General features: G+C 49.9%; 15 protein-coding genes. 7 read left to right on the forward strand and 8 right to left on the reverse strand.

Features of this window, described 5'->3' with window-relative positions; translation table 11 throughout:
- The first annotated feature begins 81 nt into the window (after nucleotides 1–81).
- The 3 genes from LQV63_RS04460 (at nucleotide 82) to LQV63_RS04465 (ending at nucleotide 2,628) form a co-directional block, all read left to right on the forward strand.
- Nucleotides 82–1,470, forward strand: coding sequence for a dicarboxylate/amino acid:cation symporter (locus LQV63_RS04460; protein ID WP_233695810.1), 1,389 nt, complete (start codon nucleotides 82–84; stop codon nucleotides 1,468–1,470).
- Nucleotides 1,471–1,529: 59 nt separating this feature from the next.
- Nucleotides 1,530–1,655 carry a hypothetical protein gene (locus LQV63_RS31310; RefSeq protein WP_267933881.1) on the forward strand — a complete coding sequence of 42 codons (126 nt, stop codon included), beginning with the start codon at nucleotides 1,530–1,532 and terminating at the stop codon, nucleotides 1,653–1,655.
- 109 nt (nucleotides 1,656–1,764) lie between these two features.
- Complete coding sequence (locus LQV63_RS04465; protein ID WP_019420041.1) at nucleotides 1,765–2,628, forward strand: M15 family metallopeptidase; 864 nt, start codon at nucleotides 1,765–1,767, stop codon at nucleotides 2,626–2,628.
- A 207-nt stretch (nucleotides 2,629–2,835) separates the two neighbouring features.
- On the opposite strand, the gene LQV63_RS04470 is transcribed toward LQV63_RS04465, so the two are convergent.
- The 4 genes from LQV63_RS04470 to LQV63_RS04485 all read right to left on the reverse strand — a co-directional run bounded on the left by LQV63_RS04470 (nucleotide 2,836) and on the right by LQV63_RS04485 (nucleotide 6,741).
- Nucleotides 2,836–3,060, reverse strand: coding sequence for a small acid-soluble spore protein Tlp (locus LQV63_RS04470; RefSeq protein WP_019420040.1), 225 nt, complete (start codon nucleotides 3,058–3,060; stop codon nucleotides 2,836–2,838).
- 233 nt (nucleotides 3,061–3,293) lie between these two features.
- Nucleotides 3,294–3,497 carry an AbrB/MazE/SpoVT family DNA-binding domain-containing protein gene (locus LQV63_RS04475; RefSeq protein WP_019420039.1) on the reverse strand — a complete coding sequence of 68 codons (204 nt, stop codon included), beginning with the start codon at nucleotides 3,495–3,497 and terminating at the stop codon, nucleotides 3,294–3,296.
- A gap of 228 nt (nucleotides 3,498–3,725) precedes the next feature.
- The gene (locus LQV63_RS04480; protein WP_233695811.1) at nucleotides 3,726–4,409 is read right to left on the reverse strand and encodes a GTP pyrophosphokinase; all 684 of its coding nucleotides are present in this window, start codon (nucleotides 4,407–4,409) and stop codon (nucleotides 3,726–3,728) included.
- A 100-nt stretch (nucleotides 4,410–4,509) separates the two neighbouring features.
- Nucleotides 4,510–6,741, reverse strand: coding sequence for an ATP-dependent helicase (locus LQV63_RS04485; RefSeq protein ID WP_233695812.1), 2,232 nt, complete (start codon nucleotides 6,739–6,741; stop codon nucleotides 4,510–4,512).
- Nucleotides 6,742–7,321: 580 nt separating this feature from the next.
- Between LQV63_RS04485 and LQV63_RS04490 the strand changes: the two genes are divergently transcribed.
- From LQV63_RS04490 to LQV63_RS04500, 3 genes are all read left to right on the forward strand, one after another.
- Nucleotides 7,322–8,086 (forward strand): zinc ribbon domain-containing protein, encoded by a 765-nt coding sequence (locus tag LQV63_RS04490; protein WP_233695813.1) that lies wholly within the window; start codon nucleotides 7,322–7,324, stop codon nucleotides 8,084–8,086.
- Nucleotides 8,087–8,323: 237 nt separating this feature from the next.
- Entirely contained in the window at nucleotides 8,324–9,109 is a 786-nt protein-coding gene (locus LQV63_RS04495; protein ID WP_233695814.1) for a TrmB family transcriptional regulator, read from the forward strand.
- A gap of 241 nt (nucleotides 9,110–9,350) precedes the next feature.
- Entirely contained in the window at nucleotides 9,351–9,662 is a 312-nt protein-coding gene (locus tag LQV63_RS04500) for a hypothetical protein (RefSeq protein WP_019420033.1), read from the forward strand.
- A gap of 154 nt (nucleotides 9,663–9,816) precedes the next feature.
- Here LQV63_RS04500 and mscL read toward each other — a convergent pair whose 3' ends face one another.
- Together mscL and LQV63_RS04510 are read right to left on the reverse strand one after the other, a co-directional pair.
- Nucleotides 9,817–10,320: a large conductance mechanosensitive channel protein MscL gene (mscL, locus tag LQV63_RS04505; RefSeq protein WP_019420032.1), complete on the reverse strand. Its 504-nt coding sequence runs from the start codon at nucleotides 10,318–10,320 to the stop codon at nucleotides 9,817–9,819.
- Between the two features lie 141 nt (nucleotides 10,321–10,461).
- A complete protein-coding gene (locus tag LQV63_RS04510; RefSeq protein WP_233695919.1) occupies nucleotides 10,462–11,361 on the reverse strand; it encodes a diacylglycerol/lipid kinase family protein in 900 nt (299 codons plus the stop codon).
- 255 nt (nucleotides 11,362–11,616) lie between these two features.
- Here LQV63_RS04510 and LQV63_RS04515 point away from each other — a divergent pair, with 255 nt between their 5' ends.
- A complete protein-coding gene (locus tag LQV63_RS04515; protein WP_019420030.1) occupies nucleotides 11,617–12,393 on the forward strand; it encodes a sporulation protein in 777 nt (258 codons plus the stop codon).
- Nucleotides 12,394–12,521: 128 nt separating this feature from the next.
- On the opposite strand, the gene LQV63_RS04520 is transcribed toward LQV63_RS04515, so the two are convergent.
- A complete protein-coding gene (locus LQV63_RS04520) occupies nucleotides 12,522–12,803 on the reverse strand; it encodes a hypothetical protein (protein WP_019420029.1) in 282 nt (93 codons plus the stop codon).
- A 149-nt stretch (nucleotides 12,804–12,952) separates the two neighbouring features.
- Complete coding sequence (locus LQV63_RS04525; protein ID WP_019420028.1) at nucleotides 12,953–13,561, reverse strand: TVP38/TMEM64 family protein; 609 nt, start codon at nucleotides 13,559–13,561, stop codon at nucleotides 12,953–12,955.
- Nucleotides 13,562–13,587 lie beyond the last annotated feature (26 nt).

Here is a 13,587-nt window from a genome sequence, read left to right on the forward strand (position 1 = left end):
GTTGACGATAACCGTCCCCGTTTCTATAATACCTATTAAACAAGTAGGAATTATAAGACAAACATGCGGAGGGGCATAACCATGAAGGAACAATCTTGGATTACTCTGCAGGACTGGAACGTCTATGCGAGTTGGGGAGCTGCATTGCTGCTCGTTATCGTACTCTGGTGGCTCGCTAAACAGAAAGTCGGCTTCGGACTTCGAGTGCTGCTGGCAATGGCATTCGGTTTGACGCTTGGAGCCATATTCGGACCTGCTTCTGCGGACATCAGCATTTTGGGATCAATCTATGTCAGCCTCATTAAAATGGTCGTTATGCCGCTCGTCTTTGCGACCATTATTACGAGCATCACCTCGGTCAAAGACCCGAACGTGCTGAAGAAGCTCGGAACGAAGACCATTGCGCTCTTTCTTATTACGACCGCGATAGCCGCCGTCATTGGTCTCGGCACGGCGTTGGTCATCGACCCAGGCTCTGGCATCGCGCAAAGTACGGAAGCGGCGCAAAGCTTTGAACAACGCGAAATTCCGACATTCAAGCAAGTGCTGCTCGACTTGGTTCCGTCCAATCCGGTGAATGAGATGGCTCAGGGAAAAGTAGTTCCGGTTATCATTTTCGCTGCCTTTATTGCAGTTGCGATTACGTTAGAAGGGCTGCGCAATCCGGATAGGGTACAGCCGATGAGAGCCTTCTTCCAATCCTTTTCACATATTATGTTCCGTGTCACGAAGTTTGTTATTAAGCTTACACCATATGGAGTACTCGGATTAATGACGGCGATGTCAGCCAAGTATGGATTATCAACGCTGAAAGAATTGGCTTGGTTCATTATCGCGGTGTATGTCGCGTGCTTGATTCATATGATCGTGACGTTCGGATCGCTGGTCACCTTCGGTGCCCGCGTCAACCCGATTCGCTTCTTCAAGAAGGCTTATCCGACGATGGCGGTCGCCTTTACGACCCGCAGCAGCTATGCGACGCTGCCAGTGAATTTGGAAGTCATTACGAAGCGGATGAAGGTGTCCGAACGAATTGCGAGCTTCGTTGCTCCGCTCGGTGCCACGATTAACATGAATGGCTGCGGGGGCATTTATCCAGCGATTGTGGCCGTGTTCATCGCCCGCGTGTATGGCATCGACTTGAACATTGCCGATTACTTGCTCATCATCGGTGCAGCGACAATCGCTTCTGTCGGTGTTGCGGGCGTACCTGGCCCGGCTTCGATCTCGACGACGGTTGTCTTAGTTCAAGCGGGACTTCCGCTAGAGGGGTTTGCGCTCGTGCTTGGTGTAGACGCTATTGTCGATATGGCGCGCACGGCAGTGAACGCGACTGGAACGACGGTAGCTTCTCTGTTGGTCGGAAAGAGCGAAGGAGAGTTCGACCGTGAAGCATTCAATCGCGATGCGGACGATGACATCGAATATGGCCATGACACTTCTGTCGATAAAGGTGCCGTTACGGTATAATGACGATGGAAATACACCTCCCTAAATCGCAGGCAACGATTTAGAGGAGGTGTATTTGTATGGAGCAATTGTTCCTGCTGCTGGATTCGGCATCTACTTTCGGCGGAGCTGAGATTGCGATACAGTTGCTCATTAGCTCGCCTCCCTTTGATAGATTCTATTACAAGATATGCAGTCAAATATAGATAATATTGTTGTTTTATCATTGCTGTGCGCCTATTCGTAATAGACTATGAATTACGATATAATAGACTCTCAGTCTATCAATACGAGACTGGGAGAGGGGAATATGACATGAGCCAGAACGGAATGGCGGCCAAGTGTATCGTCTTTGCTATGGGCACGGCGATATTGCTCAGCGGCTGTCAGGCGGCTGACAACAAAGCTGCGGAAGGAACTTCTGCACAATCCGGACAAGAACAGGTTAATCCGGCACTGACGCCGTCACAAAATAAGGAACAAGGAAATGAAAATGATACCGATTCTGGAGAAAACGTTTCGAACGAAACGGAGCAGGATGCGGTGGCCCAGATGAAATCCCAGTATGCGTTAGCGGCTACGACGGAAGAGACGGATGGGAAAGCGGTCGTTACGAACGCGGACTCCACTATGGTCGTGGTGAACAAACAACGCTATTTGCCAGATGGATACGAGCCATCTGATTTAGTTGAACCGAATGTGAAGTTCTCTTTTGCAGAAGAGCATGAGAAGCGGCACCTCCGCAAGGAAGCAGCCGATGCATTAGAGTCGTTATTTGCCCAGGCGGAACAGGATGGCATTACGCTCAATGCGGTATCCGGTTATCGTTCCTATAAGCGGCAGAAGTCGCTCTTTAATCACTATGTGGACACGCAGGGTGAAGAATACGCCTCTCGTGTAAGTGCCATTCCGGGAACGAGCGAGCATCAGACGGGGTTGGCGATTGACGTGTCCAGTCCGAGCGTAAATAACGTATTGGAAGAAGAGTTCGGTGATTCGACAGAAGGGAAGTGGCTCGCCGAGCATGCGCATGAATTCGGATTTATTATTCGTTATCCGAAGGATGGGGAGGGCATTACCGGTTATGTGTACGAGCCTTGGCACATCCGCTATGTAGGCAAGGACGCTGCAGAAGAGATTTATAAGCAGGGAACGACGCTGGAGCAGTTTTTGCAATAATTTTTCGGTTATATTCATTTCGATAATATGAGAGCCCGAAGCTTAGCGGACAAAGCTAGCTTCGGGCTCTTCTGTTATGAATCGGGCCGGAGCGGCTTCACTTGGTGCAAGTGCCGATTCATCTTAGCAGACACGGTTCATCCGGGAAGGACAAGGATGTATATCCGTCTCTACTTACGTATCATTCCTGTGTTCATCCGGTGTGAACTACGACTGAGCATCCGAGATTTCGTCGCGGCGCTCTTCGGCCAACCCTTCAATACTGGAACGGCGGCGTTCATTTTTTGCTTGAAGCGCTTCTCGTTCCGTTACACTGATTTCATCGGCATGCTCTGACAAATACTGATCAGTCTGATGCAGCTTCTGTACGGTATTGTCGATGACATGCTGTTGACGCACTGCGTTGTTTGCGCGGTTATCCGGCTTGGCCATGGCGTGGTCCTCCTTAGCATTCCAGAAATGATAACGATGGGACGCTGAAGACATGGGTAACCACGTGCTCCAGCGTCACGATTAAGTTATGTAATCCGTCCATTTTTTATCCAATCGCCTGGTAACCGGTTACACCGAATAATAGGTAATGACTAACCAAGTTGAGTGGTTCTCATGGAAACGTCTTGAATCATCTGGAATTGCGGATGGGGGATCTAGGAAATGCGTAGAGATTAGGACGTTAACGGAGGGCGTGTCGGTGTAGGTCTATAGGCGGACTCGGCATGTCTTATTTTACGAATGATTAGCTCCCCGGTCTGTTCCTTTACTTCCATCTCGAATGTATCCCCGTATTGAGCATGTAATTTGCTTAAAATTTCTTTGGGAAGAATAAGGCCGTAACTGTTTCCGATTCGCAGCAGCTTGCGTTTTTTCACAGCGATTCACCCGCTTTCTTCTTACTATCAGTTTGTATACCAGTACGAAAGTTATGTGTCAAGCATTCCATATAAAAAAAGAGACGGTGCAAGCCGTTCGGGATATATGTGACATCATTAGCGCGATAGGGGTAAAAAACAGGGGAAATGGTGGAGACGCGCATGGCAACCCCTCCGTGACTACGGAGGGATTCCCATAACACGTCCCAGTAGAAAATAGAAAAGAGACTATTTTGCATTCTCAATCGATAGCCCGCCCTGAATGCTCTGCACCCAATCTTCACTATTGTAAGACAGAATCTCTTTGCGGAGATCCAGCATTTTGCGATCCAGTTCATCGACAGCCTTGGCAGCCTCGGTCAATTCTTGGGTTACATGCGGTGGAACCTGCTGCTCGAACTTGTAGTAGATGATGTGCTCCATACTGGCCCAGAAATCCATCGCCAGCGTGCGCATTTGGATTTCTATATAAATCCAGCGCGTATCATCAAACAGTACGAGCGGAACTTGAACGATAACATGCAGACTCTGATATCCGTTCGGCTTCGGATTAGCGATATAATCCTTGATTTCTACGATGCGAATATCGTCACGTGTCTTCAAATGATCCAGAACCATGTAAATATCCTTGATGAAAGCGAACACGATGCGCATGCCAGCTACGTCATAAATTTGGTTAACGATGGAATCCAACGTTAAAGGATAGCCCTTGCGCTGCAGCTTGCTGAAAATGCTGTTCGGCTCCTTCAGACGCGTCTTAATATGTTCGAATGGCGCATATCCGTTTCGTATTTTCCACTCGGCTTGAATGACTTTAATCTTCGTTTCCAATTCTTCTAGAGCTAATTGATACAATGTTGGCAGCTGCTTCACTTGCTCATACTGCTTCTTGATCATTTCTGTCATCGACATGTGTATCCCCTCAATTGGTACGGTATTGTAAATGCGATTATTTCTATACGTCCACCAGCAAGACATCTGTTCTATTTCTATTGTAACGGAAACAGGGTGCCTATTTCAAAGCCACGGCTTCTCCCCATGCCTCGCGCACGAATCGGCTGACTTCCGCCTTCTGTCCGTGTACGACGGCGGGGGAGCTGATATACAACCAATTTCTGGCCCGGGTGACCGCAACATAGGCTAACCGGCGCTCCTCTTCAAGCAGCGCTTCCTTCACCCCGTCTGGCGATATCGCTGCGGTGTGTGCCGAGGCCTGTCGGTCTGGAGGCGTCTCCTTGCGCAGCGCAGTGCGGTGAGGCAGAATGCCGTCTGAGGCGCCGATAAGGAACACTGCTGGAAATTCCAGCCCTTTGGCGCGATGAATCGTCATGAGCGTAATGACATCCTCCTGAGGGTCGGCGATGCGACGTCCTGTACTATTCTGTCCTGCAGCCTTGCCGGACTGGAACGCCCGTTGAGCCGCATGCTCCGGATGCATCGCCAAGTATCGTTCCTTCAGAACGTCGATATGGCGAATGAAAGCGTCGATGGAATCAAAGCGTTGGGCGGAAGATTCAAGCTCTTCAAGCGTATCCGCCGCGCCCTCCTGATGAGCGGTAGCCTGCTCACCGGATAGGGTTGCCGTAAACTTATCGTAGAATTCGCGCCGCATCTCCCGGATGGCATGATGAGGCTTCATAGCAGCGAGCTTCTTAATCAGCTTGATGCGGGGTTTGATGGCGTCCCGCTGGAATTCGGCCAACTGCATCCAATATTGCAGATGGATGAGCGGATATTTCTTCGCTTTCTGTTGTTCGCCATCGCGGATAGCGCGCATTCCCGCCTCTCGTGATATATATAACGCAGCAACTACGCTTTCCATAGCATTCATATTGCGCGGTTCCAAGGCGAGCCGTAAATGGTCGATCAACGGCCGCACCTGGCTATGATCGTAGAAGAGCGGCTCCGCGCCGAATTGGCGGAAGGGTAAGCCCTGCATCGTGAAATGCTCTACAAGCGCCCGGCTTGTGTTCGCGGTCCGATACAGCACTGCGAAGTCACGCCAAGCATGCTGTCCATTCGCAACGGAGGCTTGTATCTGTTCCGCTATGCGCTGCGCTTCTTCCTCTGCGTCCCGCGGTCGAAGATAGAGAGGGGTGACCACCTCACTGCCTTCTGTTGAGCCATCCGTCATATTTGCCATGTGCTTGGTCTTTACATGCAACCCGACCGGAGTGCGCATAAGCTTAGGCAGACGTTCCTGATTGCAAGCGATAATGGCGTTCCCGATTCCGACGATGGGAGCGGTTGAACGGAAATTAATATTTAACGTAATCTGCTTTGCATCGGGATACCGTTTTTGAAAGCCGGTGATATAGTGGTGGCACGCACCATTAAACGTATATATCGTCTGATCGTCATCACCGAACACCGCCAAGTTGCGATGCTCATCGGATAGAAGTTGAAGTAGTTCGTATTGAACAGGCGTCGTATCTTGAAACTCATCGGCCATTACATATTGAAAGCGGCGTCGCAGGCGTTGCAGCAAGTTCTTGTCTTCTTCCAGCAGGCGCAGCGTGTCCAGCAGCAAGTCGTCGAAGTCTTTGCCTCCTTGATTGTCTTTCTGTTCTTCGAAGCGGAGCATCGCCCGCTTCATATCCCGCTCACCGACATCCTGTGGGTGCCATTCCACTGGCAGGGTGCGGCGTGACTTCAATGAGGACAACGCGGCGAGCACGGTCTCCGCCTGCATCTGATCATGAAGTCCGAGCTCCCGGAGCACACGCTTCATCATGCCGTGGCGCATCCGCTCTTCCGTCATCAGCTTGAATGGCGGGGCATACGCCTGCAGCAGCACGAGCGCGAAGGAATGGAAGGTGCGGGCTTGCACGCGCCGCGCCATGGCGGCAGTTACGCCGGGGAGCCGGGCGAGCCGCGTGCGCATTTCTTGTGCGGCTTTGCTCGTGAACGTAACCAGCCATAACGCCTCCGGCTTCACGCCCCGCACCGCCATAAGATAAGCCGCACGCGCCGTCAATACCGACGTCTTGCCGGAACCGGCACCGGCAAGACAGAGCAGCGGGCCCTCGTCGTGGCGTACGGCATGCCGCTGTGCTTCATGCAGATGGATTCCCTGTTGTGCAAGAGCGGTGAAGAACGAGTCATCGTTCCTTGTTCTCCCGTTCTTGTTCTGCGCGGCTGGAGCAACTTGATCTGCAGCAGGAATTGCGCGCTCCTTCAAGGCTCCGACGGGACGAGTGCGCCAATGGGATGCTGCCGGACTTGATGAAGTGGGAGTGGTCAATGTCGTGCATCTCCTTTATGATAGAAATATGCTAATAGAGGTTGTTCAAAAAGTTCCCTTTTGATCACGAAGCATCCTATGAAGTCACTCGACATCGAATCTTGCAATCACTCTTGAGGAGCTTATGCTTCCGAAGTATGTTTCCTTTGGAAACATTTCAGGTGCTCATGTAGTTGCCTACACAGCGCTTCCTCCTTCTTCGAGTTCTTACAACCTTCCCGGTGCTGAAAATTGACCTTTTTGAACTCGCGTTTATGTTAACTTGTTTCAATTCGATGTGGAACGCCATGGCAGTGATCCGTATTGCAGCGGCAGTCTCTATTATAACTTGAGTGGGATCGGACATGGTATACATGTTTTTTTGCACGGATGCATACGTTGTTGTAGGACAATGGCAGTTTTGCGCAACATGTTGGCCCTAATACGCGTATCAAAAAAGGAAACATACATATCTCTTAAAGGGGTAAGGGGAAGTTTCGATTCATATCATCGAGTGTATATGTTTACAGGCATAATGTAATTGAGTAGAGTGCCGAGAAGCTGTGTCAACTACGTGGTATGTGAAAGGAGGGGCTTTAAGATGAACCGCCTGATTCAAAAATTAAAAGAGGGTGCCTCCAAGGCATCGGAAAAAGCGCAAAATGTAATGGAAATCAATCGGATTCAAGCCCAAATTACGGCCCGTCGTAAGGAAATCGAGAGCAACATTTATAACATTGGAGAACTTGTATACGATGCTTATAAAAAGAATGATTTAACGATAGCCGAATCAGACATTATGGAGATCGGCAAAGCCAATTTGGCGCTCGAAGAAGAGATCAAGCAGTTGGAATGGAAGACGAGTGAGCTTCGACATGAGAAGCGATGTGAATGCGGCGAGATCGCTCCGATTACTTCTAAATTCTGTTCTTCGTGCGGAAGTAAATTGCCTGAACCACCTGCTCCGCTCCTAGAGGAGGATGAGGAGCAGGAAGAATTGATTATACAAATGAAAAAGCCATCGTTCGTGGAGGTAGAAGATGACGAACGATATGAGCCTTTTTATTCGCAGGAGAAGGCATATCAAGCTCCCGATTTTGATGTGTACGAGGATGAACCGGAACGTTATACGTACAAATCATCCCATCCCCCCCAACCGAATGCGGAGAAGCCTCATTCGGCTGACATGGTCAAGCCTATGTACGAGGAAGCTCACAAAAAACGGGATCTGAATGTCACAGTAGGCGGCCGCCGTCTTCCCATTGGACCTGATGGGGAGCTGTCGATCCGTCGCTGTCCGAATTGCAACAGCTATGCGGATGTGGAAGCGAAATGGTGTGAACGCTGCGGTACGCCCTTTGTATAAGAGGAACGCTCTCTATTTAGAAGATTTATAATTGCTCAATTCGTTGATCAGAGGAGTCTGAGGCAGAGCATAAATGCTGCGGGGCTCCTCTTTTTGCATGGTACAACCGACAATTTGCGACTTTTTTCGATGAAACTGGAAACGAACTGCGATACAATAGATGTTGGGGAAACGTTGGGTGGACAGCCTCGTACCCTGCTAAGAGAAAGACTCGCAAGGATTATAGGAGGCAGTCTTATGGAAGGACTCATTTTACATTTACGCTCGCTCGGATTTACGGAAATGGAAGCGAAGATTGTCGTCAGCCTATCCGAGCAAGGGGCGATGACTGGATATGAAGTAGCAAAGAAGTTAGGTGTGTCCCGGTCCAATGTGTATGCTGCATTGCAGAGGTTAGTCGATCAAGGGCTTATTTTGCATCAAGACGGCGAACCGTCTTATTACGCTGCATTGCAGCCCGAAGAACTTACGCGCATTTTAGCATCCCGGCTGGAGTCATCGCTTCGCTATGTCAAGCATCATATGCCAGCTACCGAAGTGGATGAAACTTCCTTTTACAGTGTGGAAGGGGAGCGGGCTGTTAACGAAACGATCAAGCGGGCGCTTCACGAAGCAAAACGGGAAATTATCGTTGATGTATGGCCAGAGGAGGCCGCTGTGCTGAGGGAGGAACTGGAGCTGGCGGAGGCGCGCGGAGTGAAAGTGCTGTGGTCTATCGTCGATGCAGATGCGGAAGGAAGAAAGCTTATTCGGATGCAAGCGGGTACAGATGAATCCGGAATACAGAGTGAATCACGTCACTTCGCGTTCGTTATCGATCGCAAAGAAACGCTTATCGGTGCCCGTGGTGAAGGATTGGCCACCAAGGCGCTGCTGACGGAACATGACGCCGTGACAAATTTGGTGCTCGGCCGATTTGTACAGGACATCGTGCTATATGAATTGGAGCAGGAGATGGGACTGGATCTGAGGCGGACATTCGGAGAGCGATTTGAACATGTCATACACAAATATTTTGACTAATTGGCGACATTTGTGAAAGTTACAACAAGTTCCTGCAACGAAGGCAGATGTGCTCCGTAATATAGGATACAACACCAGCGTCGCTTTGCCAGGCCATGGCATATTGGAAATCAGTGTATGGTTTGCAAGGCTTTCGGATAAGCTATCGACTTATATAAATGTTCGAACAGCAACCTTAACTTTTTGAATATCCTCTTATATAGGGAACCGAGCTAAGCGACAGTAATGAGGAGGACACGGAATGGAATGCATCGTACATTTTGAAGTCGTTCATCACGGCGCAGGGGATGTTGCTAAGCTTCGCGGCTTGGTCATGACACCTGAGGGAGAGAAACCATCCCCGCTTGATTTAGAGCAGATGTTCAGCTCCATGGGGTATGATGTTGCATGTGAGGATGAAGACAGCCTCGTGTTCCTGCCCCGAGGCGCAGGAAGCGATGTCGAGGAAATACGCGTCAAGAAACTTGATATGGGGGAGGAAACATTCACCCCGGACGCGCATCTGCGTGCCATTGCGGAACAGTTGATGAGCAAGCCGAATCGACCGATGTAACGTCGGACGTCATGCCCATAACATAAAGGCCTTCCACCTGCTCGTACTAGCTTGTACAGCAGGTGGAAGGCCTTTTTTATGTTAGATTACGGATTTCTGCCCATTGGGAAGAACTGTTGAACCGCGTCGGTCGTCAGTTTGCGAATAAGCTTGCTTATGCTTTTGCCTCAGCCTCATTCAGCATAGACGTGCAATGTCCGCAGCGTACCGCTTCTTTCGGTATTTTGGACAAGCAATAGGGGCAATCCTTCGTTGCCGGTTCTGCCGGTGCTTCGGGCTCCTTCTTACGGTGCATGGCGTTGATACCCTTGACGATAAGGAAGATGGAGAAAGCGACGATAATGAAATCGATGATGACATTGATGAACTGCCCGTAGGCGATGACGGGCACGCCAGCTTCCTGAGCCTGTGCCAATGATTGTATCGATTGGCCGTTCGCAAGTGTCTGGTCTGGATCAAGATTGATGAATAAATCTTTGAAGTTCACCCCGCCTAGCAATACACCGAGGGGCGGCATGACTACATCATTGACAATAGAAGTGACGATTTTGTTGAAGGCGGTCCCGATCAGGACACCGACTGCCAAATCGATGACGTTGCCGCGCATGGCGAATTGCTTAAATTCTTGAAAAAATACTTTTACTTTGGGTTCTCCCACTGGGTGTTGCCCCTTTCTCGTTCAAAATGTTCCACATAATACTTACCCCGATTTATTACTCAGAAACGGCTTGTTCCACGTTCCAATATAAGGAATAATGGTTGGTGCCTTACGTCCGGAGAGCAGCTAAGTGTGACTGGGCTACTCTTTCGGCGGCACAAGCAGCTGCAGTCTTCCCGGTACAATAGCGGCATGCAGCGGCGTCGTTCCCGAGCGTTCTCCGTCTCCATAAGTGACCCGGGGGATGGAGGATTCGATATGCACCTCTTGTCCGCGCAGCATGGTGACATAGGGCAATCCCACATGTTTTCCTGTAAGGACGGTCGGGAAGAGACGCATCAGTGTCCGGCGGCTGCATCCATGTACGATGCAGATGTCCAACTCCCCGTCATCCGGAGCTGCCTGAGGGCATATCCGGATACCTCCTCCATAGGAGGGAACGTTGGCAATCGCCGTCAACCATACGTCTTTGTAATGGTGATCTATACCGTTGACGCGCACAATCGCGTCGGCAGGCTTGAATCTGGAGAGCGTCTCCACCACACCTAGTAAATAAGCGACCGAGCCTAAGCCCAATCGGTTGCACCAGCGCTTATAGGAGCTCCGATTGACCGCTTCTGCGACGTCAGCGTCAAAGCCTGTGGCGAGCGCCGTCAACGTCCATTCTCCGTTCAGTTGTATGAGGTCGACGATACGGCGTCGTCCATGCAATATTGTATTTAATGCGCTTAACGGTTCAGTGGGTAAATGGAAGCCGCGCGCCGTATCATTGCCCGAACCGGCAGGAATAATGCCCAGTGCGACTTCTGTGCCTGTTAAGAGGGGCAATAGACGATGTATAGTTCCATCTCCGCCAATGACGATGACCGAAGTTCGTGGGTGACGATCGATATGCATTCTAACGCGTGATTCGGCTTCTTCCGCGGTAGCAGTAATACAAGCGGTATAGGAGGTGCCGAACCGTTGGAGACGGGCTTCGATTTCACGCCATACCCGTATTCCCTTCCCGTTCCCTGCATTTCGATTTACTACAAACAACATCAATATTCCATCTCTCCCATGTTAGCCGAATCATAGACGTTTCATACGGACATATTTGAATGAAACTCGTTGTATACATTGATTTGTCGCTCTTTCATAATAACAAAATGAATAGAGTTTGCGTGAACTATTTGTAAGGAAGTACATTTCATATAGCAGGGAAAAAATGTGTATCCGTCGAATGGATGAAGGGGAAACATTTTCCAATTTCACTCATATATGTTGGTGAAGAGTTCAGGGGAGGGGAACATAGACATGTCCATGTTCAACCGTTTCTTAACGAGCATCGGCATCGGTGCGGCCAAGGTCGACACGATGCTTGAGCGGGGGCGTTATGCTCCGGGAGAAGAGGTGCGCGGCGTCGTCAAGATACGCGGTGGCCAAGGCGCTCAACACATGGAGGGAATTCGCATATTGCTCATGACGCAATATACCCGTGAAGCTGATTGCATTCGGCAATGCATTCATTGCGAATTGCAGCGGTACGACATCAGCGAGGCATTTACCATTGATGCCAACGAGACGAGAGACGTCCCATTTTCGATTGTGCTGCCGCCGCAGACCCCATTAAGCATTGACAATACGCCAGTCTGGCTCAAGACAGAATTGGATATGACGAGCGCATTGGATCCAACGGACAATGACCGGATTGAACTCATTCCGAGTGTGGAGCAAAGCATCGTCATCGATGCGGTCAACCGCCTTGGATTCCGCTTGCGGAAAGCGGAATGCGAGTACGCCCCTCGTCTTGGGGGGAGATATCCGTTTGTTCAGGAATTTGAATTTGTGCCTACCAGTTACTTTCGCGGAGATTTGGATGAACTTGAGATGGTGTTTCTTGGAACGGAACAGCAACTGGGTCTGCTTATTCAGATTGACCGCTCGGCGAGGAGCGCTGCGGGTTGGTTGAACGAAGTGGCAGCCACAGATGAAAGCTTCACTACATTTCGATTAACGAATACAGAGTGGAGGATGCTCGGAGCGGAAGGATTTGCCGGAGAATTGGCCGAACGGATTCGGCGTATGCTTTAGAAGTCCGGTGAAAAAGTTACGATAAACTGCAAAAGTGCAGGTCCATGGAGTATGGAGCGCGACAATAGGGGGCTCAAATGCCCCCTATTGCTGTCGAACGACCTTTTTCAGGTAGAAAATGAAACAGTTTACTTATCTCCGCGATCCTGGTGCTTACGCGGATGTGTTTGCTTCGGAGGCTCTTCCTTGTCTTCCGCCTTCGGAACGAGCCGAGGATCGGTCTGACCGTCATGATGATTATCGAACATGAACTGCTTCAGTTCCCATTCCGTCGCCCCAAGCTGCGGATCAGAAGGAAAGGTCTGGTCGCGATGCAGCACCTCTTCGCGTCCCCATTCGTTCGCATATATCCCATCTACTTCCACACGATCACGTGATATCGGATGCATCTTCTGATTTTCCTTCGACATACGGTTAAGTTGCTCCTTTCCTTTGGAAACATTTCAGGTGCTCATGGTGCTGAAAGGGTCAATGCAGGCTGTGTATGCATAAGTTGCCCTGTTGCCGAGAAAATATCCTTCACGCCATCAACGATTAGCGGCGTTAATAGCATCCGTGCTTATAGTTGATAACGCGATTCAAGCTTCTTGCCCCCGAGCCATAACAAGACCAAAAGGAGTATCGCGATAGCAATCCGCCAAGGCTGATGAATGAATCCCTGCCAATCGTGGCCGATGAAGGCCATCAGGAAAATGACGACTGACTTGCCTGACATTACCGCGATTATGAACGTGCGGAACGGAACCGTACTGATGCCGGCCGCAATATTGATGAGTGAGGAAGGCGTAAATGGGAAGCAGTACAAAATAAAGAGCGGAGTAAAGCCCTTTTCCTCCATCCAGTTAAAAAAACGTTGAGACGAAGGCATACGTTTCTGAATATACATCCCGAATCGTCCCCCGAACTTGCGTGCGATCCAAAATACAATGCACGATCCCGCGCACACGCCAATCCATGAATACAAGAAACCGAGCCATAGCCCGTATGCAGCAGCGTTAGCCATCACAAATACGATAAGTGGAAGAAAAGGAAGAAATGCTTCCACCAGTGGAAGTATAATACCTGGCAAAGGTCCTAAGTTCGAGTATTGCTCAAGCAAGCTTTCAACTTGCTTCATATCCAGATGCTTGAGCATGGATATCATATCATGCAGCCACTGCCACAACATCAATCACCTCATTAAATGGCTTGCGT

The organism is Paenibacillus profundus (assembly GCF_021369635.1).
Lineage (GTDB): Bacteria > Bacillota > Bacilli > Paenibacillales > Paenibacillaceae > Paenibacillus_B > Paenibacillus_B profundus.

Bases quoted from the DNA above. Each gene is read 5' to 3' on its own strand.
- LQV63_RS04465 (WP_019420041.1), top strand. From the start codon at position 1,765: ATGAGCCAGAACGGAATGGCGGCCAAGTGTATCGTCTTTGCTATGGGC.
- LQV63_RS04510 (WP_233695919.1), bottom strand. From the start codon at position 11,361: ATGTTGTTTGTAGTAAATCGAAATGCAGGGAACGGGAAGGGAATACGG.
- LQV63_RS04460 (WP_233695810.1), top strand. From the start codon at position 82: ATGAAGGAACAATCTTGGATTACTCTGCAGGACTGGAACGTCTATGCG.
- LQV63_RS31310 (WP_267933881.1), top strand. From the start codon at position 1,530: ATGGAGCAATTGTTCCTGCTGCTGGATTCGGCATCTACTTTCGGCGGA.
- LQV63_RS04495 (WP_233695814.1), top strand. From the start codon at position 8,324: ATGGAAGGACTCATTTTACATTTACGCTCGCTCGGATTTACGGAAATG.
- LQV63_RS04470 (WP_019420040.1), bottom strand. From the start codon at position 3,060: ATGGCCAAGCCGGATAACCGCGCAAACAACGCAGTGCGTCAACAGCAT.
- LQV63_RS04500 (WP_019420033.1), top strand. From the start codon at position 9,351: ATGGAATGCATCGTACATTTTGAAGTCGTTCATCACGGCGCAGGGGAT.
- LQV63_RS04520 (WP_019420029.1), bottom strand. From the start codon at position 12,803: ATGTCGAAGGAAAATCAGAAGATGCATCCGATATCACGTGATCGTGTG.
- LQV63_RS04525 (WP_019420028.1), bottom strand. From the start codon at position 13,561: ATGTTGTGGCAGTGGCTGCATGATATGATATCCATGCTCAAGCATCTG.
- LQV63_RS04480 (WP_233695811.1), bottom strand. From the start codon at position 4,409: ATGTCGATGACAGAAATGATCAAGAAGCAGTATGAGCAAGTGAAGCAG.
- LQV63_RS04515 (WP_019420030.1), top strand. From the start codon at position 11,617: ATGTCCATGTTCAACCGTTTCTTAACGAGCATCGGCATCGGTGCGGCC.
- LQV63_RS04490 (WP_233695813.1), top strand. From the start codon at position 7,322: ATGAACCGCCTGATTCAAAAATTAAAAGAGGGTGCCTCCAAGGCATCG.